Annotated in this window: 25 protein-coding genes; 16 read left to right on the top strand and 9 right to left on the bottom strand. The window is 68.7% G+C overall.

Features of this window, described 5'->3' with window-relative positions; genetic code table 11:
- Window positions 1-7: 7 nt before the first annotated feature.
- Window positions 8-991 carry an NAD-dependent epimerase/dehydratase family protein gene (locus tag ACSVDD_RS13240; protein WP_448189834.1) on the bottom strand — a complete coding sequence of 328 codons (984 nt, stop codon included), beginning with the start codon at window positions 989-991 and terminating at the stop codon, window positions 8-10.
- 131 nt (window positions 992-1122) lie between these two features.
- On the opposite strand from ACSVDD_RS13240, the gene ACSVDD_RS13235 reads away from it, so the two are divergent.
- From ACSVDD_RS13235 to ACSVDD_RS13225, 3 genes are read left to right on the top strand one after another with little or no spacing between them, the layout of a single operon-like run.
- Window positions 1123-1461, top strand: a complete 339-nt coding sequence (locus ACSVDD_RS13235; protein ID WP_448189833.1) for a hypothetical protein — start codon at window positions 1123-1125, stop codon at window positions 1459-1461.
- Window positions 1462-1472: 11 nt separating this feature from the next.
- A complete protein-coding gene (gene asnB, locus ACSVDD_RS13230; RefSeq protein ID WP_448189832.1) occupies window positions 1473-3446 on the top strand; it encodes an asparagine synthase (glutamine-hydrolyzing) in 1974 nt (657 codons plus the stop codon).
- Window positions 3443-3589, top strand: a complete 147-nt coding sequence (locus ACSVDD_RS13225) for a hypothetical protein (protein WP_448189831.1) — start codon at window positions 3443-3445, stop codon at window positions 3587-3589. The genes asnB and ACSVDD_RS13225 overlap by 4 nt, the downstream gene beginning before the upstream one ends.
- Here the strand turns inward: ACSVDD_RS13225 and ACSVDD_RS13220 are convergent.
- Window positions 3586-4758, bottom strand: coding sequence for an aminotransferase class V-fold PLP-dependent enzyme (locus ACSVDD_RS13220; RefSeq protein WP_448189830.1), 1173 nt, complete (start codon window positions 4756-4758; stop codon window positions 3586-3588). The genes ACSVDD_RS13225 and ACSVDD_RS13220 overlap by 4 nt on opposite strands.
- Before the next feature lie 267 nt (window positions 4759-5025).
- On the opposite strand from ACSVDD_RS13220, the gene dcd reads away from it, so the two are divergent.
- The 3 genes from dcd to ACSVDD_RS13205 all read left to right on the top strand — a co-directional run bounded on the left by dcd (window position 5026) and on the right by ACSVDD_RS13205 (window position 7437).
- Window positions 5026-5580 carry a dCTP deaminase gene (gene dcd / locus ACSVDD_RS13215; RefSeq protein ID WP_448189829.1) on the top strand — a complete coding sequence of 185 codons (555 nt, stop codon included), beginning with the start codon at window positions 5026-5028 and terminating at the stop codon, window positions 5578-5580.
- Window positions 5581-5649: 69 nt separating this feature from the next.
- The gene (gene murA / locus ACSVDD_RS13210; protein WP_448189828.1) at window positions 5650-6942 is read left to right on the top strand and encodes a UDP-N-acetylglucosamine 1-carboxyvinyltransferase; all 1293 of its coding nucleotides are present in this window, start codon (window positions 5650-5652) and stop codon (window positions 6940-6942) included.
- A gap of 30 nt (window positions 6943-6972) precedes the next feature.
- Entirely contained in the window at window positions 6973-7437 is a 465-nt protein-coding gene (locus ACSVDD_RS13205; RefSeq protein WP_448189827.1) for a DUF2948 family protein, read from the top strand.
- 292 nt (window positions 7438-7729) lie between these two features.
- Here ACSVDD_RS13205 and ACSVDD_RS13200 read toward each other — a convergent pair whose 3' ends face one another.
- Window positions 7730-8356, bottom strand: coding sequence for a TIGR00725 family protein (locus ACSVDD_RS13200; protein WP_448189826.1), 627 nt, complete (start codon window positions 8354-8356; stop codon window positions 7730-7732).
- A gap of 103 nt (window positions 8357-8459) precedes the next feature.
- On the opposite strand from ACSVDD_RS13200, the gene ACSVDD_RS13195 reads away from it, so the two are divergent.
- Window positions 8460-9029, top strand: a complete 570-nt coding sequence (locus ACSVDD_RS13195; protein WP_448189825.1) for a type 1 glutamine amidotransferase domain-containing protein — start codon at window positions 8460-8462, stop codon at window positions 9027-9029.
- Window positions 9030-9077: 48 nt separating this feature from the next.
- Here the strand turns inward: ACSVDD_RS13195 and ACSVDD_RS13190 are convergent, their stop codons facing one another.
- Window positions 9078-9737, bottom strand: coding sequence for a LuxR C-terminal-related transcriptional regulator (locus ACSVDD_RS13190; protein WP_448189824.1), 660 nt, complete (start codon window positions 9735-9737; stop codon window positions 9078-9080).
- Between the two features lie 355 nt (window positions 9738-10092).
- Here ACSVDD_RS13190 and ACSVDD_RS13185 point away from each other — a divergent pair, with 355 nt between their 5' ends.
- Window positions 10093-10782, top strand: a complete 690-nt coding sequence (locus ACSVDD_RS13185; RefSeq protein ID WP_448189823.1) for a LuxR C-terminal-related transcriptional regulator — start codon at window positions 10093-10095, stop codon at window positions 10780-10782.
- On the opposite strand, the gene ACSVDD_RS13180 is transcribed toward ACSVDD_RS13185, so the two are convergent.
- A complete protein-coding gene (locus tag ACSVDD_RS13180; RefSeq protein ID WP_448189822.1) occupies window positions 10779-11246 on the bottom strand; it encodes a hypothetical protein in 468 nt (155 codons plus the stop codon). The two genes, ACSVDD_RS13185 and ACSVDD_RS13180, sit on opposite strands and share 4 nt — an antisense overlap.
- A gap of 227 nt (window positions 11247-11473) precedes the next feature.
- On the opposite strand from ACSVDD_RS13180, the gene ACSVDD_RS13175 reads away from it, so the two are divergent.
- From ACSVDD_RS13175 to ACSVDD_RS13150, 6 genes are all read left to right on the top strand, one after another.
- Window positions 11474-11908 carry a CBS domain-containing protein gene (locus ACSVDD_RS13175; protein WP_448189821.1) on the top strand — a complete coding sequence of 145 codons (435 nt, stop codon included), beginning with the start codon at window positions 11474-11476 and terminating at the stop codon, window positions 11906-11908.
- Between the two features lie 183 nt (window positions 11909-12091).
- Window positions 12092-12943 (top strand): glutamate racemase, encoded by an 852-nt coding sequence (gene murI, locus ACSVDD_RS13170; protein WP_448189820.1) that lies wholly within the window; start codon window positions 12092-12094, stop codon window positions 12941-12943.
- A gap of 77 nt (window positions 12944-13020) precedes the next feature.
- Entirely contained in the window at window positions 13021-13920 is a 900-nt protein-coding gene (locus ACSVDD_RS13165; RefSeq protein ID WP_448189819.1) for a PRC-barrel domain-containing protein, read from the top strand.
- Between the two features lie 34 nt (window positions 13921-13954).
- Complete coding sequence (locus ACSVDD_RS13160; RefSeq protein ID WP_448189818.1) at window positions 13955-14338, top strand: YgaP family membrane protein; 384 nt, start codon at window positions 13955-13957, stop codon at window positions 14336-14338.
- A gap of 366 nt (window positions 14339-14704) precedes the next feature.
- Window positions 14705-15490, top strand: coding sequence for an enoyl-ACP reductase FabI (gene fabI, locus ACSVDD_RS13155; RefSeq protein WP_448189817.1), 786 nt, complete (start codon window positions 14705-14707; stop codon window positions 15488-15490).
- Between the two features lie 175 nt (window positions 15491-15665).
- Window positions 15666-16076 (top strand): bacteriohemerythrin, encoded by a 411-nt coding sequence (locus ACSVDD_RS13150; RefSeq protein ID WP_448189816.1) that lies wholly within the window; start codon window positions 15666-15668, stop codon window positions 16074-16076.
- A 14-nt stretch (window positions 16077-16090) separates the two neighbouring features.
- On the opposite strand, the gene hutG is transcribed toward ACSVDD_RS13150, so the two are convergent.
- Both hutG and ACSVDD_RS13140 read right to left on the bottom strand, forming a co-directional pair.
- Entirely contained in the window at window positions 16091-16912 is an 822-nt protein-coding gene (gene hutG / locus ACSVDD_RS13145; RefSeq protein ID WP_448189815.1) for an N-formylglutamate deformylase, read from the bottom strand.
- Between the two features lie 109 nt (window positions 16913-17021).
- Complete coding sequence (locus tag ACSVDD_RS13140; RefSeq protein WP_448189814.1) at window positions 17022-17387, bottom strand: ArsR/SmtB family transcription factor; 366 nt, start codon at window positions 17385-17387, stop codon at window positions 17022-17024.
- A gap of 179 nt (window positions 17388-17566) precedes the next feature.
- Here ACSVDD_RS13140 and ACSVDD_RS13135 point away from each other — a divergent pair, with 179 nt between their 5' ends.
- Entirely contained in the window at window positions 17567-18037 is a 471-nt protein-coding gene (locus ACSVDD_RS13135; protein ID WP_448189813.1) for a DUF3299 domain-containing protein, read from the top strand.
- Between the two features lie 3 nt (window positions 18038-18040).
- On the opposite strand, the gene ACSVDD_RS13130 is transcribed toward ACSVDD_RS13135, so the two are convergent.
- Both ACSVDD_RS13130 and ACSVDD_RS13125 read right to left on the bottom strand, forming a co-directional pair.
- Window positions 18041-19162 carry a succinylglutamate desuccinylase/aspartoacylase family protein gene (locus ACSVDD_RS13130; protein ID WP_448189812.1) on the bottom strand — a complete coding sequence of 374 codons (1122 nt, stop codon included), beginning with the start codon at window positions 19160-19162 and terminating at the stop codon, window positions 18041-18043.
- 67 nt (window positions 19163-19229) lie between these two features.
- A complete protein-coding gene (locus tag ACSVDD_RS13125; RefSeq protein WP_448189811.1) occupies window positions 19230-20636 on the bottom strand; it encodes a glycosyltransferase family 87 protein in 1407 nt (468 codons plus the stop codon).
- 138 nt (window positions 20637-20774) lie between these two features.
- Here ACSVDD_RS13125 and ACSVDD_RS13120 point away from each other — a divergent pair, with 138 nt between their 5' ends.
- Window positions 20775-22019, top strand: coding sequence for a hypothetical protein (locus ACSVDD_RS13120; RefSeq protein ID WP_448189810.1), 1245 nt, complete (start codon window positions 20775-20777; stop codon window positions 22017-22019).
- Window positions 22020-22027 lie beyond the last annotated feature (8 nt).

Genomic DNA, 22027 nt, shown 5'->3' with positions numbered 1-22027 from the left:
GGACGCCTTACGAAATGCCGTGATAGTCCTTGTACCACGCGATGAAGCGGGGAATTCCCACGCTGATCGGCGTGGTCGGTTCGAAGCCCAGGTCGCGGCGGCTCGCCTCGATGTCGGCGTAGGTGGCCGGCACGTCGCCGGGCTGCATGGGCTCCATCTGCTTGACGGCGGTGCGGCCCAGCGCCTGCTCGATCACGCTGATGAAGTCCAGGAGCTTCTCCGAGCTGTGGTTGCCCAGATTGTAGACGCGGTGGCGCACGCCATTGCCGTCGGGCTGCGCCGGGTTGTCCAGCGCCGCGATGATGCCGGCGACGATGTCGTCGATGTAGGTGAAGTCGCGCTGCATCTCGCCCGAATTGAACACCCGGATCGGCTGGCCGGCGAGGATGGCGTCGGCGAACAGGTACGCCGCCATGTCCGGGCGGCCCCACGGGCCGTACACCGTGAAGAAGCGCAACCCCGTGGCCGGGAAGCGGTACAGGTGGCTGTACGCGTGGCTCATCAGCTCGTCCGCCTTCTTGGTGGCGGCGTAGATGGACACCGGGCTGTCGACGCGGTCGTCCACCGAGAACGGCAGCTCCTTGTTGCCGCCGTACACCGAGGAGGACGACGCGTACACGAAATTCCTGATGTTCGGCAGGTTGCGCGCCATCTCCAGCATGCAGAGGTGGCCCATGACGTTCGCCTCGACGTACGCGTACGGGTTCTCCAGCGAGTAGCGTACACCCGCCTGCGCCGCGAGGTTGACGATGCCGGTGACGTCGGCCAACTCGGGCCGCAGCGCTTCCATGGCGGCGCGGTCGGAAATGTCGGCGCGGACGAAGCGGAACGCCGGGTTGGCGGTCAGTCGAGCCAGCCGCGCCTCCTTGAGCGCCACCGAGTAGTAGGCGTTCATGTTGTCGATGCCGAGCACGGTTTCGCCGCGCGCCATCAGGGCCGCGGAAAGGTGCGAACCGATGAAGCCGGCGGCGCCGGTGACCACGATCGTCATGTCGCTCACTATCCTATAAGGCAGACGCGTGCCGTTATGCCCCAGCCGGGCGCCGGACGCCAGCCGCTTGACAGCACCGCGGATCAGCCGATCTACTGCCGATCCGAATCCCCATGGCGGCGAAAAGACCCATGCCCCCCAAGAAGAATCCCCTCGGCCTGAACCCCCTTCAGCTGAAGACGCTGACGCTGCTCCAGGAGGTCGCGCGGCTTGAGAACGCGCCGGCCGATGGCGAGCCGGGCGCGTTCAAGATCACCAGCCTGCCGCACGCGCATGGCAACCATTTCCACCTCGGCGACGCCGTGGTGTCTGGCGCCGACGCCACCGGCCTGAACAACCCGGCGGTGTGGGTGGTGCTGGAGCGCAAGAAGCTGGTCCGCACCATCGACGGCGGCGTCGTGCTGACCGCCGACGCCGTGGCGTACGACACCGGCCTGCGCGACTCCATCCTGCACCGCTCCGATCACTAAGGCCGCCGGCTTTGTGCGGCTTCTGCGGTTTCCTGAGCGCCTCCCCTGGCCCTTTCTCTAACAAGGGGGGGATGGAGGCGGCCGTGCGCCGCATGAACGACACCATCGTCCACCGCGGGCCGGACGGCGACGGCGTTTGGGTGGACGAGGCGGCGGGCATCGCCCTGGCGCACCGGCGTCTGGCCATCGTCGATCTGTCGCCGCTCGGCCGCCAGCCCATGGAGTCCGCCGACGGGCGCTGGGTCATCGCCTACAACGGCGAGATCTACAATTTCCAGGATCTGCGCGCCGAGCTGGAGGCGCGGGGCCGGACCTTCCGCAGCCACTCCGACACCGAGGTTCTGGTGGAGGGCGTGTCTGCCTGGGGCGTCGAGGCGACGATGCGCCGGCTGGTCGGCATCTTCGCGCTGGCCCTGTGGGACCGGCAGAACCGGGCGCTGCATCTCGCGCGCGACCAGATGGGCGTGAAGCCGCTCTATTGGGGGCGCTTCGGCGGCACGGTGCTGTTCGGCTCCCAGCCTAAGGCGTTGCGCGCTCACAAGGATTTCCGCGCCGGGATCGACCGCGACGCGCTGACCGCGTACTTCCGCTTCGCCTATATTCCCGCGCCGCACAGCGTCTACCAGGGCGTCCACAAGCTGGAGCCCGGCTGCATCCTGACCTTCCGCGGCGGCGCCGAGCCGGTGCGCACCACCTACTGGTCGCTGGAGGCGGCGGTGCAAGCCGGCCTGTCCGACCGGCTGGATCTGTCGGACGCGGAGGCCGCCGACCGGCTGGAAGCGTTGCTGAAGGACGCCATCGGCCGGCAGATGGTGGCCGACGTGCCGCTGGGCGCGTTCCTGTCGGGCGGCGTGGACTCGTCGACGGTGGTCGCGCTGATGCAGGCGCAGTCGAGCCGGCCGGTGCGCACCTTCACCATCGGCTTCAAGGAAGCCGGCTTCGACGAATCCGCCGACGCCCGCGCGGTGGCGCAGCACCTCGGCACCGACCACACCGAACTGACCGTCGAACCCGCCCACGCGCTGGAGGTCATCCCGCGGCTGGCGGAGTGGTACGACGAGCCGTTCGCCGACTCCTCGCAGGTGCCGACCTTCCTGGTGTCGGAACTGACGCGCCGCTCGGTCACCGTCGCGCTGTCCGGCGATGGCGGTGACGAGTTGTTCGCCGGCTACAACCGCTATTTCCTCGGTTCGAAGCTGTGGCGGACCATGGGGCCGGTGCCGGGGGCCTTGCGCGGGGCGGCGGCGGGCCTGATCCGCGCGGTGCCGCCGGGGCGCTGGGACGCGCTGGTCGGCCGCCTGCCGGGCATGCCGCGTTTGGCCGGCGACAAGCTGCACAAGCTGGCGAGCATCCTGGGTGCGGCCGACGCCGACGCGCTGTACCGCGGGCTGGTCAGCCAGTGGCATCACCCCGAGGCGCTGGTGCTGGGCGGGCGCGAGCCGCACGGCCTGCTGTGGGACGAGCGCGTCGGCGCCGCCGTGCCGGATTTCGTCGAGCGCATGCAGTATCTGGACGCCGCGACCTACCTGCCGGACGATATTCTCGCCAAGGTGGACCGCGCCAGCATGGCGGTGGCGCTGGAGGCGCGGGTGCCACTGCTCGACCACCGCGTGGTGGAGTTCGCGTGGCGCCTGCCGCTCAGCCAGAAGATCCGCGGCGGGCAGGGCAAGCACCTGCTGCGCCAAGTGCTGTACCGGCACGTGCCCAAGGCGATGATCGAGCGGCCGAAGATGGGCTTCGGCGTGCCCATCGGGGAGTGGATGCGTGGCCCGTTGCGCGACTGGGCCGAGGATCTGCTGGACGAGCGCCGGCTGCGCGAGGACGGGGTGCTGGACGCCGCCACCGTCAGGCGCTTCTGGGCCGAGCACCAGTCCGGCCGCCGCAACTGGCAGCACCGGCTGTGGGCGGTGCTGATGTTCCAAGCCTGGAAGGCGCGCTGGGACACGGTCCCGGCCGCGGCCGAACTCCCGGCGAGCGCCGCATGACCGACGACGCCCCGAAATCCGGCAAGGTCAAGAGCCCCGAACGCCAGGACCGGCTGGCCGAGCGCCTGCGCGAGAACCTGAAGAAGCGCAAGGAACAGGCGCGGGCGCGGGAGGACAAGGACGGCGAAGAGACGCCGTCCTAGCCGGGCAAATCCTTCAACGCGGCGACGAGGCGGTCCAGATCCGAGGGCGTGTTGTAGAGGTGCGGCGTCACGCGCACGCCGCTGCCGCCGTCGATGGTGCGCTCGACCGTGAAGATCCGATGCGCGTGGAACAAGTGCTCCGCCACCTGCTTCGACTCCATGCCCTTCACCCGGAAGGCGGCGATGGCGCAGGACCGCTCCGCGGCACGCGGGGTGAGAACCTCGACGTGGTCGAATCCCGCGACGGCATCCACCCATCGGTTCTGAAGGAAGCGAAGCCGCGCCTCCTTGTTCGCCCCGCCCACCGTGCGATGGAAGGCGAGCGCGTCGGCAATCGCCAGCACCGGCCCCGCCGGGATGGTCCCGAAATGCCCGAGCCGGCGGATGTCGCCGGGGCCGAAGGTCGCGTCGCCGTACAGCGGCGCGATGTCGGCGATACGGTCCTTGCGGATGTGCAGCAGGCCGACGCCGAGCGGCGCACCGAGCCACTTGTGCAGGTTGACCGCCACGAAGTCGGCGGCAAGGTCGGGGAAACGGTACTCGATCTGTGCGAAGGAATGGGCGGCGTCCACCATCACGTCCACCCCGCGCCGCCGCGCCATGCGGGCGATCTTCGCGACCGGGAGGATCTGGCCGGTGGTGTGGATCATATGGGTCAGCAGGACGACGCGGCTTCTTGGCGTGATGGCGCGCTCGTAGAGACCGACGATCTCGTCGTCGTCCTGCGGGTGGAGCGGCAGGCGCACGCGGGCGATGACCAGGCCCTTGCGCTCGCGGACCATATCGAAGGTCGCGACGACACTGTCGTAATCGTGGTCGCCGAGGACGACTTCATCACCGGCGGCGAACGGGTAGCCCTGGATCAGGATGTTCATCGCCTCGGTGGTGTTCCGGGTGATGAGCAACTCGTCCTCGGCAGCGCCGGTAAAGGCGGCCAGTTGCCTGAGAATGTCCTCGTGCCGTTCCGGGTAGGTGCGGCGGTAGAAATGCGACGTCTCGGCGTTGACGAGGCGGTTGTAGGCTTCGAACGCCGTCATCACCGGCTTGGCCTGGATGCTGAAATAGCCGTTCTCCAGGTTCACGAAGTCGGTGGAGACCTGATACTGCGCGCGGATGCCGGCCCAGAACCGCTCGTCCGCGGGATCGATGTTCGCGCCTTCGATTTGCAATCGCCCCTCCCACTCATCGCGTTTGCCGATGCAGTCTGCAACGCACGGAGGTGGCCGGTACAGCGCAAAGGATGCCGCGCCGCTTCGTGGTCTCCCGGATGTCGCGATTTTGGACCTGTACCGCCGTCGAGCATCGCGGTAATGCTGCCTCGGCATTCGGAGTATGTGAGGCCGGCCGATCCGCGCGCTTGAGCCTCCAGCCTCCCTCCGCTACAACCCCCTGACCGATCTTTCGTAACCGATCTCTACGTACTGGGAGTGTGAGCCGTGGGCATCATGCCGGACAGCTGGATTCGCGAGATGGCCGAGACCAAGGGCATGATCGAGCCCTTCGTCGACCGCCAGGAGCGCGCGGGCGTGATTTCCTACGGGCTCAGCTCCTACGGCTACGACGCCCGCGTCGCCGACGAGTTCAAGATCTTCACCAACGTCGACAGCGCCATCGTCGATCCGAAGAAATTCTCGGAAAACAGCTTCGTCGATCGCAAGACCGACGTCTGCATCATCCCGCCGAACAGCTTCGCCCTGGCCCGCACAGTGGAATATTTCCGCGTCCCGCGCGACGTGCTGGTGATCTGCCTGGGCAAGAGCACCTACGCCCGCTGCGGCCTGATCGTCAACGTGACGCCGCTGGAGCCGGAGTGGGAAGGCCATGTGACGCTGGAAATCTCCAACACCACGCCGCTGCCCGCCAAGGTCTACGCCAACGAGGGGCTGTGCCAGTTCCTGTTCCTCAAGGGCGACACCGTGTGCGAGACCTCGTACGCCGACAAGTCCGGCAAGTACATGGGGCAGAAGGGCGTCACTCTGCCGCGTCTGTAGACGCGGCGGGGCGTCTTGTAATCCCGGTTCGTCGGCACCATCCCTACAGCACAGACACTCATAGGTCCCATGGATAGGATTCGCATCCGCGGCGGTAGTCCCCTGCGTGGCTCCATCGAAGTCGGTGGCGCCAAGAACGCGGCACTGCCGTTGATGACCGCCAGCCTGCTGACCGACGAGACGCTGGTTCTCAAGAACCTGCCGATCCTCGCGGACATCAACACGCTGTGCAACCTGCTGCTCCAGCATGGAGTGGCGATCCACCTCGCAGGCGCCGGCGGCAACTGCGCCGGGCGCGTGATCGAGCTGACCGCCCGCGACCTCACCAACACCACCGCCCCCTATGATCTGGTGCGCAAGATGCGCGCCAGCGTGCTGGTGCTGGGGCCGCTGGTGGCGCGCTGCCACGAGGCGCGGGTGTCGCTGCCAGGCGGCTGCGCCATCGGCGCGCGGCCGGTGGATCTGCACATCAAGGGCCTCCAGGCCATGGGGGCGGAGATCGAACTGGACCGCGGCTACATCGTCGCCAAGGCGCCGGGTGGCCTGAAGGGTGCCGAGTTCGTCTTCCCCAAGGTCTCCGTCGGCGCCACCGAGAATCTGCTGATGGCGGCGACGCTGGCGAAGGGCGAGACCGTGCTGGTCAACGCTGCCCGCGAGCCGGAAGTGACCGACCTCGCGCACTGTCTGGTCGCCATGGGCGCCGACATCCAGGGCATCGGCACCGACACGCTGCGCATCCGCGGCGTCGACCGGCTGCACGGCGCCACGCATTCCGTGGTGCCCGACCGCATCGAGACCGGCACTTACGTCATGGCCGCCGCCATCACCGGCGGTGATCTGGAGATCACCAACACGCGGCTCGACCTCATCCAGTCGGTGGTGACCACGCTCCAGCAGGCCGGCGTGACCTTCACCGACACGGAAAACGGCGTCCGCGTCTCCCGCGCCAACGGCGAACTGCACGGCGTCGATGCGATGACCGAGCCGTTCCCAGGCTTTCCGACCGACCTCCAGGCGCAGATGATGGCGCTGATGAGCACGGCGCGCGGGGCGGCGATGATCACCGAGACGATCTTCGAGAACCGCTTCATGCACGCGCCGGAACTGATGCGCATGGGTGCGCGCATCACCGTGCACGGCTCCTCGGCGCTGGTGCGCGGGGTCGAGCGGCTGACCGGCGCGCCGGTCATGGCCACCGATCTGCGCGCCTCGGTGTCGCTGGTGCTGGCCGGGCTGGCGGCCGAGGGGGAGACGACGATCAACCGCGTCTACCATCTGGACCGCGGCTATGAGCGGGTCGAAGAGAAACTGGCCGCCTGCGGCGCCGACATCGAGCGCATCGGCGGCGGCGGCGAGGACTAGACGCTGGAGCCCTAGGACGGGAATGGAGCCATGACCACGCCGATCCGGTTGCGCGCCGAGGACCAGGAAGACCTGAAGGTCGTTTCCGCCTGTCTGCAAGACGCCATCGTTCCCATTGGCGACATGTGCTACCTGCCCGACGAGAAGCGCTTCGTGGCGGTGGTCAGCCGCTTCCGCTGGGAGGCCAGTGACCGCCCGCGCGACGCCGAAGGCCCGACCGCCGAGGACGACGATCAGTACCCCTTCGAACGCGTGAACTGCGGTGTGCGGGTCGAGGGGGTGACCGGCGTCAAGATGCGGGGCCTGGACCTCAAGGACCGCAGGCAGTTCCTGGAACTGCTGTCGCTGGAGACGGCGGAGGGCGGTGGGGTGGTGCTGAACTTCGCCGGCGGCGGCTGCATCCGCCTGGACGGCCCATCGTGGCGCTGTCTGGTCGAGGATCTCGGCGAGCCCTGGCCGACCTCCTGCAAGCCCTGCCATCCCATTGAGGAGTAAAGGCGCGGCCAGGGATTTGCCCGCGCCGCGTGTCGATGCTATATTGTCGGAGGTGGCCGGTGGGTGCTGCGAACACCCACCGGCCGCCCCTTAGGTCTTCTTGCGGCGCCGCCGGATGATCGTGATCAGCCAGCCCCGCCACTCGAAGACCAGGAGAAAGGGCATCCTTTTCATGCCTTTTGCCTCCTTTGATGCGGCGGCCGGGGGATTCCGGCCGCCGTCATCATTTTTGCGCACATTCGTATGAAATAGCGACCTGAGATTGCGGGAGGTGACGGTTCGTCGCGTGTCGTTAGCCGGGGTGGTTCAGCGCCACGCGTGCCACGCGCGGCAGCAAGGTGTCCCAGCCCTCGAGTTCGACCGTGCCGGCCACCTTGGGCGCGCCGGCCAGGGCGAACACCGGACGGCCGAATTGCAGGCCGAAGGCGATCTCCGACAGCGTGCCGTTGCCGCCGCCCACCGCGATCAGGCACACCGCCGCGCGGGCGATCAGGGCGTTGCGGGCGACGCCGATGCCGGTGGCGATGGGCACGGTGACGTAGGGGTTGGCCGTGTTCCACTCCTCGCCGGGCAGCAGGCCGATGGACAGGCCGCCGGCCCGCGCCACGCCGCGGCACGCCGCCTCCATGACGCCGGACCGTCCGCCACACAGCACGACGAGGCCCATCTCCGCCAGCCCGGCGCCGATGGCTTCGGCCAGCGCCTCCTGCTCGGCGGTGGGTTCGCGCGGGCCGATGATGCCGACCGGCGGCCGGCACGGCGAACCGCTGTCGCGCTGGAGCCAGCGCACCACCTCGGCATCATTGACGGCGATGCCGTCCGGCGGGGGCGGGGCGGGCGTCCAGGTACGGTGCGCCGGGTCGAAGCGGCGTCCGGTGTCGTCCCACAGGGCGCGGCGGTCGGTGTCGAAGGTCCACATACGCCCAATATGCCACAGCCGTCCCGCTGGGGAAGCCCATGGAACCCCGCCGGAGCGCAAAGGTTGGAAGGGCGTATGCCAAATCGAAAGGGAGGATCGCATCATGGCGAAGAACCTGATCGGCAAGACCGTTGCCGTGCTCGCCACCGACGGCTTCGAGCAGTCGGAACTGACCGAACCGGTGAAGGCCCTGAAGGAGGCCGGTGCCACCGTGCACGTGGTGTCGCCCAAGAGCGGCGCCATCCAGGGCTGGAAGCATCACGACAAAGCCGACGCCGTGCCGGTGGACCGGACGCTCGACCAGGCGGACGCCGGGGCGTACGACGCGCTCATGCTGCCGGGCGGGGTAATGAACCCCGATGCCCTGCGGTTGGAACCGAAGGCAATCGCCTTCGTCCGCTCGTTCGCGGAGGCGAGCAAACCCATCGCCGCCATCTGCCACGGCCCGTGGACGCTGATCGATGCTGGCGCCGTGCGCGGCCGGCGTATGACGTCCTGGCCGTCGCTGAAGACGGACCTGACGAACGCGGGCGCCACCTGGGTGGACGAGAGCGTGGTGACGGATCGCGGTCTGGTCACCTCGCGCAACCCCAGGGATTTGCCGAACTTCTGCCCGAAGATGATCGAGGAGTTCGCCGAAGGCCGGCACGGCCGGCGCAGTGCGGCCGAGTAAACGGGCTTCCGCCCCCTCCCTCGCCCGAAGCGGGGGAGGGGGGATGTGCTACGCGCTGACCAGTGGCGACAGGCCGTTCTGGATGGCCCAGACAGCGGCCTGCGTGCGGTTCTGGGCGTTGATCTTCCGCATCACGTTCTTGAAGTGCATCTTCACCGTGCTTTCGGTGATGTGCAGGTTGCGGGCGATGGCCTTGTTGGACTGGCCGGCCAGCAGGCAGCGCAGGATCTGCACCTCGCGCTTGGACAGTTCGTTGTTGGCCGGGGTCGCGCGGGTCGGGGTCGGGCGCTCGTTGGCGGTGGCGATCAGCAGGCTTGCCACGTGTGTGGGGTAGACCACCTCGCCCAGCATGACCAGCTGCAACGAGCGCAGCAGGGATTCGCTGGACATCGACTTGTTGAGATAGGCGTCGGCCCCGGCCTTCAGCGCCATGGACAGCGAGCGGTCGACCACGTCGTCGGCGAGCACGGCGATGCGTGCGCCGGTGGCGGCGCGCAGCCGCTTGATGCCGCCCATTTCCTCCGCCGAGCCGTCCTGAAGCGCCATGACGATGAGGTCGGGCTCGGTGCCCCGCTCGACGGCCGTCGCCGCGTCGGACGAGTCTACAGCGTACTGGCAGATCCGGAAGGGACCGCTACTGATGAGAGTCCCAAGCGCGGCCGAGAACAGCCGGTCATGGTCTACGAGCATCACGTTCCAGGTGTCCATTAAGCTTCCTCCATGAGGTCGCGTGTGCGTTGGTCTTATGGTATAAATCGTTATTCGAAGAAGGTTGGTAAAAACAGAAAAACTATCTCATATTGCGTGGAAAATGCGGGCTTTACCCTGAATGCTGAAGTGTTTTATACGAGTGTCCGTTGGCGCTGCAAGGAACTTCCGTGTTGTAAGCGCGCAAGGCGCTCGACGTGATCGGTCAGCCGAGCCAAATCGAAAGTAGTAGTTTTCGATGGAATCGGAGAAGCCGCGGCGCCATGACAGCGAATAAGCTGCCTGAACCGGTGCGAATGCCGGTTTACCTGAACAGCCGCGGCAGGATGAAGGTAACGATACGATGGAAGTACAGGTGCGTTCGATTGGGGGTGAGAGGGCTGTGCGCGCCAAGGTGCGCAAGTTCCTCGTGGTGGACGATCACCCCCTGGTGCGGCATGGCTTCGCGCTGTCCGTGGGCGAGATCCATCCCGACGCCCAGGTCATCGAGGCCGGGTCGCTGGCCGAGGCGCTGGACATCGCGTCCCGCGTGCGCGACCTGACGCTGGTTCTGTTCGACCTCAATCTCGCCGACCGCCAGGGCCGCGACGGCATCCGCCGCATGGTCGAGACGCTGGGGACGGTGCCGCTGCTGGTGATCTCCGGTTCCGACGAGGTGGCGGACATTGTCGACAGCGTCCGCATGGGGGCCAAGGGCTACATCCTGAAGACGAGTTCGACCGCCGTGCTGGAGCACGCCATCTCGCTGGCGCTGACCGGCGAGACGTTCCTGCCGCTGCCGCGCGCCGTGCTGAGCGGCAGCGTGGCGGCCGAGGCGGCGCGCCCGACCGGGCAGATCCTCGATCGCCTGACCGACCGTCAGCGCGACGTCTTTCAGTTGCTGCTGGCCGGCCATTCCAACAAGGAGATCGCCCGCGAGCTGGGCGTCCTGGAAGGCACGGTGAAGGTGCACGTGCGCGCCATCATGCAGAAGCTGGGCGTGCGCAACCGCACCCAGGTGGCCGTGGTGGCCGCGCGCAGCGGCTGCTTCCCAGAAGAGGTCTAGGCGGAGGGCTGGTGCGCGCGGCGTGCCAGCCACACCCAGATGCTGGCGAGGAACACCGAGAGGAAGAACGCGGCGCCGAAAGTCGCGTAGATCATCGCGCCCAGCGACATCACCACCAAGGCCGGCAGGCTGAGCAGCAAGGTGGCGACGCTCTGGTTGACGCCGTCCACCTCGCCGAAATACTCGGGGAAGCGCTCGACCACGGTGGCGGTGGTGAACAGCAGGTAGAACAGCAGCGCGGTGCGGCTGCCGATCTGCAAGGCGATGTGAGGGCGGGACAGCGCCACCGCCAACGGAGGCCGAGGCCACGCGACCGCACCGGACACCACACCGCACAGCGCGGCGGCGACCTGCGCCAGCGGATCGGAGCGCAACCCGAGGATCGTCGTGTAGCCGACATAGCAGGCGAACGCCGCGAGCGCGACCGTCAGCGTGTACCCGAGTGCCGTGGCGATGTCCCGCATGCGCTCTCCGCCCCGCTGTCCGTCCCCGATCATAAAGGCTGCCTCCCTAGTGCCGGCCGGCGCGATGGGGGTAGCCCCTCGGCCATGGCGCTTCTTATGACCAAGATCCGACCTCTATTCCATTCGGTCGCGAATGGTCTTGGGACCATTTGTGTATTGCTCGATCCGGGCGCCCTGCGCATCATTCTTGCCGAGATACACTGTCGCACACCAAAGGGGGGAACAGCATGCCGAACCGGCCCATTCGCGAGATCGTCCGCAACCAGCGCATCGTCACGGTTTCCAAGACGGCGTCCGTCCGCACGGCGGCGCACATGATGAAGGAATGCAGGATCGGCGCTCTGGCGGTGGTGGACGGCGACCGGCTGGTCGGTATCTTCACCGAGCGCGATGCGCTGTTCCGCGTGCTCGCCGGCCAACTCGACCCCGACCGCACGACGGTCGCCGAGGTAATGACGCCGGACCCCACCACCATCAGCCCCGACCGCCCGATCATGCACGCGCTGCACATGATGCACGACGGCGCTTTCCGCCACCTGCCGGTGGTGGAGCGGGGCCGGCCCATCGGCATGGTGTCGATCCGCGACGCGGTTGGCCCGGAGATGGTCCGCTTCGAGCAGGAAGTCCACGAGAAGGAGGCCATCGCCGAAATCCTGGGCTGACGCATCGCGGATCATCGGACGGGGAGGGGCTGCATCGCGGCCCCTTTTTCCTGTCCGCAGGGCGTGCGGCGGGCTTCCCCCGCGGCCCGGTCGTGGCATACTGCCGCGCCCAACGTTCTCACACCCGTTTCCGGCGTCGATGCGGAAACTGGGGGTCATCCTTTCCCAGAGGGTTTTCATTCGGTGATCGGCGTCTTCGATTCCGGCCATGGCGGGTTGACGGTGCTGCGGGCACTGGTCGACGCCGCCCCCGGCCGGCCCTTCGTCTATCTGGGCGACCACGCCCACGCCCCCTACGGCCCGCGCAGCGATGAGGCGATCTACGCGCTGACGCTCGCCGGTGTGGAGCGGCTGTTCGCACAAGGCTGCGGGCTGGTCGTGCTGGCGTGCAACACCGCCTCGGCGGTGGCGCTGCGCCGCATGCAGCAGACGTGGCTGCGCGACGCCTATCCCGGCCGCAACGTGCTGGGCGTGCTGGTGCCCATGGTCGAGGCGATCACCCGCGTGCCGTGGATGGTCGAGGCGCCGCTCGCCGACCGACTGCCGGAGCCGCGCACGGTGGGCGTCTTCGCCACCGCCGCCACCGTCGCCTCCGGCTCCTTCCCGCGCGAGATCGGCAAGCGCGCGCCGGACGTCACCGTCGTCCAGCAGGCTTGCCCGGACCTCGTGCCGCTGATCGAGGAGGGCGCGCCCGACGACGCCATCCGGCCGGCGGTGCGCGGCTGCGTGGCGGACCTCGTCCGCCAACTGGATGGGCAGCGGCTCGATTCGGTGGTGCTCGGCTGCACGCACTACCCGCTGGTGGCGCACCTGTTCGCCGAGGCCCTGCCGGTCGGGGTCGAGGTGCTGTCACAGCCCGCCCTGGTGGCCCGCTCGCTGGAGCATTACCTGGAGCGCCACCCGGAATACGCACCGTCGCCGCAGACTGATCCCGTGGGCCGGCACTTCTTCACCACCGGCGATGCCGGGTGGGTCAGCGCGCTGGCCGGCCGCTTCTTCGGACGCCCGACTCCGTTCGAGACTCTGCGTCCCTGAGCCTGTCCGGCGGGGAACCTCCGCCTTGGCCGAGCCGTTCAAGGGGCACATGTTCCGTCCGGACGGAGAGCCCCCGCATGCGATTGCGACAGTACCCCCGCAGCCTCGGCCTGCTGGGCGTGGCGTTGTTCCTGAGCGCGGCGCCGGTTTCCGGTGTGGCCGTTTCCGGTGTGGCCTGGGCGCAGCAGCCGCCGTGCCCCGACCTCGACCGGCTGGACCAGCGCATTGCCGCGCTGGAGGCCGGCGGCACCCTGGCCCCGCCGCCGACTCCGGCCGAGATCGGCGGCCTGCGCGCGCTGCGGCAAGCGGCGGTGCGGCTGGGCCAGACCGGCAACGCTGACGGCTGTGCCGTCCAGGTGCGCAAGGGGCTGGCGATGGCGCGCAGCATCGAGGCACCGCACGCCATGACCGGCAAGGAGCTGGAGCGAATCAAGCTGTATGGCGCGCAGGGCGAGGACGTCGGCTCCATCGACGACGTGATGCTCGACCCGGCCAGCGGCCGCATCGCCTACGCCGTCGTCGAGGTGGGCGGCTTCCTCGGTCTCGGCCAACACAAGATGCCCGTGCCCTGGGCGGCCTTCGCCGCCAACCCCAACGGCGAGGGGTTGGTGCTCAACGTATCGAAGGAACGCCTGAGGGGCGCCCCGCAACTCAGCGGCTCCGACCGGCCAGCCATGGCCGACCGCCAATGGGCGATGGCCGTGCACACCTATTACGGCGTCCCGCCCTACTGGGTGCAGGACGCCACGGCGCTGCCGCCGGCGGAGGCGACGGTCGGCAGCGGCGATGCGGTGGGGCGGCTGAACCAGCAGGTCCAGCAGCTCAGCCAGGAGGTCACCCGCCTCAACCAGGAACTCATCCAGGCGCGCAGCACCCCACCGGCTCCGGCGCCCAGCACCGGCACCAGCACCGGCAGCACCGCGCCCGACGCCAGCGGCACCGGAACCGGCTCGTCCAGCGGCGCGCCGCAGCAGTGAACCAACGGGATTCAGCAAAACGGGGAGGCGAGCGATGGCGCACCACGGCCACATCGACGAATTCGACCGCATGATCAACGTCGGCCACGCCGAGCGTGTGGCGTCGCTGGTCGGCGGCGGCATCCTGGCGGTGCTCGGCATGCGCCGGCCCACCATCACCGGGGCCGCCATGGCGCTGGTCGGCGGCGCGCTGGTGGCGCGCGGGCTGACCGGCTATTGCCCGGTCTATGGGCTGATGGAGGAGTGGAACGAGCATCACGACCCGGCGATTCCCAGCCAGGATGTCGAGGAGGGGCGCAACCAGTTCGCCCGTCACCCCGGCGACATCTATTCCGACTGCGACGAGACGGTGGACGAGGCCTCGAAGGAATCGTTCCCGGCCAGCGATCCGCCGGCTTTTTCTCCAGGCATCACCTGACGCGCGCCAGCGCTCAATATGCCGGTCACAAAAAGGTCTTTTCGATCAGAAATGGCCTTTTTCGTGCTTCCAGCCGGTGAAATGTTTGCCGGTATTGCGCATTGAGGGCGCGCATCCAGGGGTGGACGCCGTATGACCACGGAATAGCCAATTCTTGTCAGATTTGTTGCAGTATTCGCAAGTTGCGCAGCCGGCGCGTCTGTTCTATGGTGCGCCGCACAACCGGTCCGCTGCCCGTGGGGAGGAATGTTGAACCCGGCGCGTCCTTGCATCAGTACTTCGTCATGCAATGGTTCGCCGCACGGAACAACCGACCAGTCAGCGACCTGATCGCCATTCCTTACCATCCTGATGGGATACTTCCTGATGACCACGATGATTCCTGCCGCCGCCAGCCTTGCCGGCAAGAAGGGCCTGATCCTCGGCATCGCCAACGACCAGTCGATCGCCTATGGCTGCGCCAAGGCCTTCAAGGCGCTGGGCGCCGATCTGGCGATCAGCTACCTGAACGAGAAGGCCAAGCCGCACGTGGAGCCGCTGGCCCGCGAGCTCGAGACCGAGATCTTCGAACCGGTGGACGTCACCGGTGAAGGCCAGCTCAAGGCCATGTTCGAGAAGATCGAGCAGAAGTGGGGCAAGCTCGACTTCGCGCTGCACTCCATCGCCTTCGCCCCGCGCGAGGACCTGCACGGCCGCGTCACCGATTGCTCGCGCGACGGCTTCTCGGCGGCGATGGACGTGTCCTGCCACTCGTTCATCCGCATGGCCCGCTACGCCGAGCCGCTGATGAAGGACGGTGGTACTCTGTTCACCATGTCCTACTTCGGCTCGCAGCGCGTCATCGAGAACTACGGCGTCATGGGCCCGGTGAAGGCCGCGCTGGAGTCTTCCGTGCGCTACCTCGCCTCGGAGTTGGGCCCGAAGGGCATCCGCGTGCACGCCATCTCGCCGGGTCCGATCAAGACGCGCGCCGCCTCGGGCATCGCGCATTTCGACGAGCTGATGGCCAAGGCCGCCGACCGCGCGCCGGAGCACCGTCTGGTGACCATCGAGGAGGTCGGCTACACGACCGCCTTCCTCGCCACCGATGGTGCCAAGGGCATCACCGGCGCCACGACCTACGTGGACTGCGGCTACTCCATCGTCGGCTGATCCTCAGCTGCGTTGCCGGAAAGGGGCGGGCGTGTCTGCGTCCGCCCCTTTTGCGTGTGGATTCGGGGTGCGTCAAATTGCCGTGCGCCCGCATGCTTCCTTCTTCGCGGGCGCGAACGACGCATAATCCGCCTGTGGGTGCCCAGCAAGGCGGGCACACGGTTCCGGAGGCAGCATGGGTGCGATAGCGTGGCGGCGGCAGCTCAGCGTCGGGCAACCGGTCATCGACGAGGATCACAAGCACCTGATCGAGTACCTGAACGAGCTGGACGCGGCGCTGAACGCGCGCGTCTACCTGCCCGCGCGTGTTGCCAAGACGCTGATGAAGCTGCTGGAGTACACGCACCAGCACTTCCGGCGTGAAGAGAAGATCATGGAGTCGGTCCACTTCCCCAAGCTGGAAGAGCACAAGGTCCGCCACGTCAAGGCGGTGAAGGCGATTGGTGACCTGTCCAACATCTTCGCCAAGGAACCGACGCGCGCCAACGGCGAGCGGATCTACGCCTTCACCGCCGACTGGCTGGTGAACCACATCATCATGGAAGACACGCAGATCGCCCCCTTCGTGCGGGGCGTGTGGGTGTAGGGGGCAGGAGCCCCCTAAGACGCCCTGGTCCGCTTCGCCCAGGCGTGCTCGCGCGTCCATTCGACGACGACGTCCAGCAGGCGCTCCACCGATGGGCGCACCTCGGAAACGAGGTCGTCGCGGAAGCGGAAGGGCGGCGTCTCGTCCATGTAGGTGCGCTGGCTCAGCTCGAGCTGGACGGTGTGGGTGCCGTGCTCGGGATTGCCGTAAGCGCGCGTGATATAGCCGCCCTTGAAGCGGCCGTTGAGCACCGACGTATACTTCTCGCTCGCGGTCAACACGTTCATCAGCCGGCCGACCAGCTTCGGTGAGGCGGTCATGCCGTCGCCGGTGCCCAGATTGAAGTCGGGCAGCCGGCCCTTGAAGAAGCGCGGCACCTCGGACCGGATGGAGTGCGCGTCGAACAGGATGGCGATGCCGAACCGCTCGCGCAGCGCGTGCAGCTCGCGCTGCAACTGTTCATGGTAAGGGCGCCAGTAAGTCTCGATGCGGCGCTGCACCTCGGCGGAGTCGGGCTCGTGACCGGGCTTGTAGATCGGCTCGTGGTCAAATGTGGTCAGCGGGCACAGTTCGGTGTTGTCGGCGCCGGCGTACAGCGACGCCCCGGCCGGGTCGCGGTTGAGGTCGACCACGTAGCGCGAACACGTCGCCTTCAGGAATCCGATGCCCAGCGCCGGAGCGAAGTGATAGAGGCGGTCGAGGAACCAGTCGGTGTCCGGCACCTTCAGCGCCGCGTCGGTCATGCCCGCAGCGATGTCTGGCGGGATGTCCGTGCCGACGTGCGGGATGCTCAGCAGGACCGGGGTCTCGCCCGGCTGGAATCGAAATGTTTCCATGGTCCTACCTCGACTGCGCACCGCTATGCTGCAATGCACAACGACTATGGGGGCGAACGCCGCCCCCGTCAAATTCCATTTCGATTTTATTATATAGAGTACGAATATTCTACGTCGGCGGATCGTTTGGCGCATCGGGGTCGAGGTCGTCGCTTTCGGCGACGTGGTCGACCATGTCGGACAGCACCCGGCGGATATGCTCGTCGGTGATCAGGTAATAGACACGGTTGCCGCGCCGCTCGGCCTGGATCAGCCGCCCGGCGCGCAGCAGGCGCAGGTGGTGGCTGACCAGCGAGGGCGACAGCCCCACGGCCGCCGCCATGTCGCCGACCGAGGTCGGCGTCTCCAGGCAAGCAAGGATGATGCGCAGCCGGCTCGGGTCGCTCATCAGGCGGAACATGTCGGCCAGTTCGGCGGTCTGGTCCTCGCTGACGCGCAGCAGCGCGGGCTTTGCGGTGGGGGCGCTTCTCAGCATGCGGGGCGGGGCTCCGGTTTGGGGGTTGAGGATGATATGGCGATTCTGGCGCGTCGGCGCATTGGCGCTTATGGACATTTGAGGTGTTGACGCGAGCCGGGGAGTTCGGAACAATTCGTTCAAAGCCAGATTTGCCGAAAAATGGCTGCTGCGGGTTCACCGCACCGGGAGGAAAGACCATGACGACACGCCGTCAGGTGTTGTTGCCGCTGGCGTTGGCGCCGATTGCCGGGATGGCCGTATGGGCCGGCGGTGCGGCCGAGCCGACGCACCCCGCGGGCCGCTTCCACCTCGCCCTCGATGAGTTCACCGCGCTGTGGCGCGACCTGTCCGACGTGCGCATCGCCGGTGCGGCGTCGGAGCCGCAATTCTCTGCCAAAATCAAAGCACTGGATGGCGTCCAGGTGACGTTGCGCGGCTTCATGGTGCCGCTGACCGAGGGTGGGCCGCAGCGCCGCTTCATCCTTGCCGCCAACCCGGTCGGCTGTCCGGCCTGCGAGCGGCCGGGACCCGCCACAATGCTGCATGTCCACACGCAGACCCCGGCGGCCGAGACGCGCAACGCCGTGGTGGTCGCCGGCACGCTGCGGCTCAAGCCGCACGAGGGACTGTTCTACCGCCTGGAGCAGGCGGCGGTCCGCTATACCTGAGACTCAGTCGAACAGCAGGCCGCGACCGTGCCCCTCCAGGGGCTCGCGTCCGGCCACCGATGCCACCAGATCGCCCAGCCCGGCGAAGCGTACGTTGCTGCGCGCCATCACCAGCCCCGCGCCGCCCGCCCGCAGCGGCGTGCGCCCGGTGGCCGGGTCGGCCGCCGTGGGGTCGACGATGTCCGCCACCAGATCGCCCGCCGACACCCATTCTCCGACCTCGCGGTGGTAGGTGATGATTCCCGAGCAGGGCGCCGTCAGCCGCTCCAGGCCCGACAGCGGCGTCGCCTCGCACGCCAGGGCGGGCAGGGGGGCAGCCTTGCCGGCAACCATGCCGCGCCGGGCCAGCACGCGCAGGATGGCGCGGGCGTCGGCCTCGGCCAGCGCGTCGGACACGTCGGCCTTGCCGCGCAGCTCGACCGTCACGGCGACACAGGCGGAGGGCACCGGCGTGGCCGCTCCGAACCGCTCGGCCAGCCTCCACCAGGGTGCCGCGCAGGCTTCGTCGAAGGGCTCGCCGCCCGATTCCCGCTCCAGCAGCACCGCGCGGCAGCCCAGTTCGGCGGCGATGTCGGCGGTCTCCGGCCACAGCGCCTCGCCGGTGTAAAGGTGCGGCACCGCCTCTTTGTCGCAGTGCAGGTCGAGCACGAGGTCGGCGTCCAGCGCCAGCCCGAGAAGCGCGTGGCGCAGCGCCGCCACCTCGTCGCCCGGAGTCAGCGCGGCGTGCGCCTTGTGCAGCGCCTCGCGCACCACGGCCGTGTTGGCGGCCGGGTCGTCGCCCAGCCGGCCGTGCAGCCGGTCCCCCGCCGCGGCCGCGAGGTCGGGGAAATGCCGGTTGAAGTTGCCTCCGCCGTCGAGCGCGTAGCGCCCGACGTGCGTGCCCTCGACCATTTGGGCCAGGCCCACGGGGTTCGCCGCCGGCACCACGACCACTTCGCCGGTCACCGTGGCGTCGCGCAGCAGGCGGATGAGGTGGTGCGCGACCAGCATTCCCGGCGTCTCGTCGGCGTGCAGCGCCGCCTGGACATACGCTTTGGGCCGGGCGCCCGGCGTGCCGAACCGGTGCACCGACAGCGCGCGCCGCGTGCCGAGCCGCGCGCCGGGGAGGGGAATGTCCTCGACCATGATGCCTCCGGTGTACAACCTCGCCGATCAGATAGCGCGTGCGGCGGCGTACGTCGAGGCCGGCCGCTTACCGCCGTCGTCGGCGGCGCATCCACGCCCGTACCGGGCCGCTGGCCGCCGGCAGCACGAACGCGGCCAGCAGCACCGCGGCGGCCAGGGCGGCGAAATCGTCGGCGTCGAAATCCGCCAGCCACGCGCGCACCGGCACGCCGATGGCGAAGCGGTCCAGCGCCCACAGCGGGACGACGCCCAGGCAGACCGCCAGCGCCACCCGGTCCGCCCGCCATGCCCCGGCCGGTTCCGGCTCCGGCTCCGGTGTGGCGAGGCTGCGGCCGGTGACGACGATCCACGCCACATAGGGATAGAGGCCGAGGGTCAGCGCCTGCTTCAGCCACGGCCGGGTCGGGCGGTAGATCCAGTCGCCGTAGAAATGCATGCCGAGACCGAACACCACCGCGCCCAGCACGACCCACAGCGCGCCGGTCGGCTGCCGCCGGTGCTCGGCGAAGGCGGCCAGCGCCGCCAGTGCCGCAACGTTGAGGTAGGAGCCCTCTTCGGTGCGGGGGTTGAACAGCACCAGATAGAACACCGCCAGCATGACGGTGACCAGCGTCGCCGTCGGCCGGTCGAGCCGCTGCGTCGCCGTGAACGCCACCGCCAGCGTGGCCAGCGCCGCGGCGATGCGCAGATGCGTCATGGCGGGATAGCTCGGGCGCACGCCTGCGCTCGCCAGCAGCGTCGTCAGGTCGAACCAGCTGCCGCTGTCCGGTGCCGCGGCGGTGGTCAGCTTCGCCACCATGGCGACGTATTGTCCGGCCACATAGGCCGGGTCGGGGTGGAGGAACGGCACCGCGGCCGCCGCCACCAACCCGAACAGCAGCGTCCCCCGCACGCCCGGCCGCACCGCGCCGAACAGCAGCGCCGGCACCAGCGCCAGCGGCTTCAGCGCCACCGCCAGCGCCAGCAGCCAGCCGCCGCGCCGCTCATCGCCGCGGGCGATGTCGATGGCGGCGTGCAGGATGATGGACACCATCATCAGCTCCCACTGACCGCGCAGCAGGTTGATGGAGGCGGTTGGGATGGCGAGCGCCAGCACCCAGGCGGCGGTCCAGTGCGCTGCGTCGCGTCGCAGCAGCGCCGCCGTGCGGGCGATGGCGGCGGAGAAGACCGCCACCAGCAGCAGCCGCCAGATCTGGTCGCACAGCCCGAGCGGCAGCGCCGCGAACGGCCCGTACAGCACGGCGCTGGACGGGAAATAGAGGAAGCCGTGGATGCCGCCTGTGTAGACCGGCACGCCCGACCACCAGTCGAGCGCCGCGTCGCGGTAGATGTGCGTGATCGGCCGCCCCGGCTTGACCACCGCCAGCACGCCAATGACCACGGCGAACAGCCCCCACAGCGCTAATCCGATCGGGGCGGGCGGCCAATGGCCGGAGCCGCGGGCATTGGATGGACCAAGGGGGAAAAGCATCATGCACCAGATAGACTTACCACCTTTGTTATATAGGGCGATTCGCCGCGGGTGTGAACGACCGACCGTGCTCGGCACGGGCGTGCCGGCAAAACGCCGCCGGGTGTGGCAGGAATGCCCCTCGCGTGCGATCCTGGCGGCATGGGAGCACTCACCACGCCATGGCGGGCGTCGGCGCTGTTCGCGGCGCTGGCGCTCTACGGCCTCCTCAGCGCGCCGGCCCCGCCGGAAGTGCGCGTGGTGGAGGCCGTCATCGGTGCGCTGCTCCTCGCCGGCATAGGGTTGGAAAGGCCGCTGTTCGTCGCGACCGGCCATGCGTTGCGCGTGCCCGATCTTGCCGGCTGGGAAGCGGTGGGTGTCGCGGCCTTCGTCTGGCTGTTGTGGGCGCCGCTGGTGCGCGGGCTGACGCTCGGCTGGGAGGCGGCGGCGGTGCTGCGCGACGTGTTGCCGCTCGGCTACCTGTTCCTGCCCGTGCTGCTGGTGCCGCTGCTGCGCCGTGGAGGGCCGGAGGCGGTGTCGGGCGCGGTGCGGCTGCTGGCGGCGGGGCTGGCGCTGGCCGGCGTGCTGTTCGCGTTGCGCTGGTGGCGGCAGGCGGGGTGGGGCTTCGGTGCCGTGGGCATGCGGCCCATGGCGGACGGCCTGCGCTATTTCCTCAACGCCCCATCGGTGCTGTTCGCCGCGGTGGCGCTGCCCATGGCGGCACTGGGGCTGGCGGCGCGCGGCGGCTGGTGGCGGTGGGGCGTTGCCGCGGCGCTGCTGGTGCCGGCCGCGCTGTGCCTGGGCGCGTTGGCCGGGACGGTGCACCGCATGGCGTTGGGCATGGCGTTGCTGGGGTTCCTGACGACCGTCCCCTGGTGGTGGCGCCGGGCGCCCGCGGCGGTGCTGGCCGGCGTGGTGCTGGCCGGGGCCGGTGCGCTGCTGCTCGGTGACAGCATGGCCGGCGCGCTGGCGCTGGTGGGGGAGAAGACCCGGCTGACCGGCACCAACGCCCGCATCGACGAGGCGGCCGCCGTGCTGGAGCAGGTCGGGCGCTCGCTGCCCGCATTCCTGTTCGGCGACGGCTGGGGCGCGCAGATCGCCAACCCGGCGGTGGGCGGCTGGCGGGTGACGTACACCCACACGCTGGCCAGCTATGCGCTGCTCAAGGGCGGATTGCTGGGCCTGGTCGCGGTGGTCGCCTATCTGGCGGCGCTGATGCCGCCGGCCTGGAACCTGCTGCGCACCAACCCGCCGCTGGCGGTCGCGTGCCTGGCGCCGTTGTCCATGGCGCTCGGTGTGCACACGGCCTTCAAGTACCTGGATTGCGGCCTGCTGCTCACGCTGCTGGTGTTGGCGGCGGAAGAAACTCGGACCAAAGAGCAGAGGAACGTCTTGGCTGACGCTTGACGTGTGTT

The sequence above is a fragment of the Azospirillum terrae genome, assembly GCF_053470425.1.
Note: the sequence above shows the minus strand (reverse complement) of the source record. Positions and strands in the feature narration are given on the sequence as shown.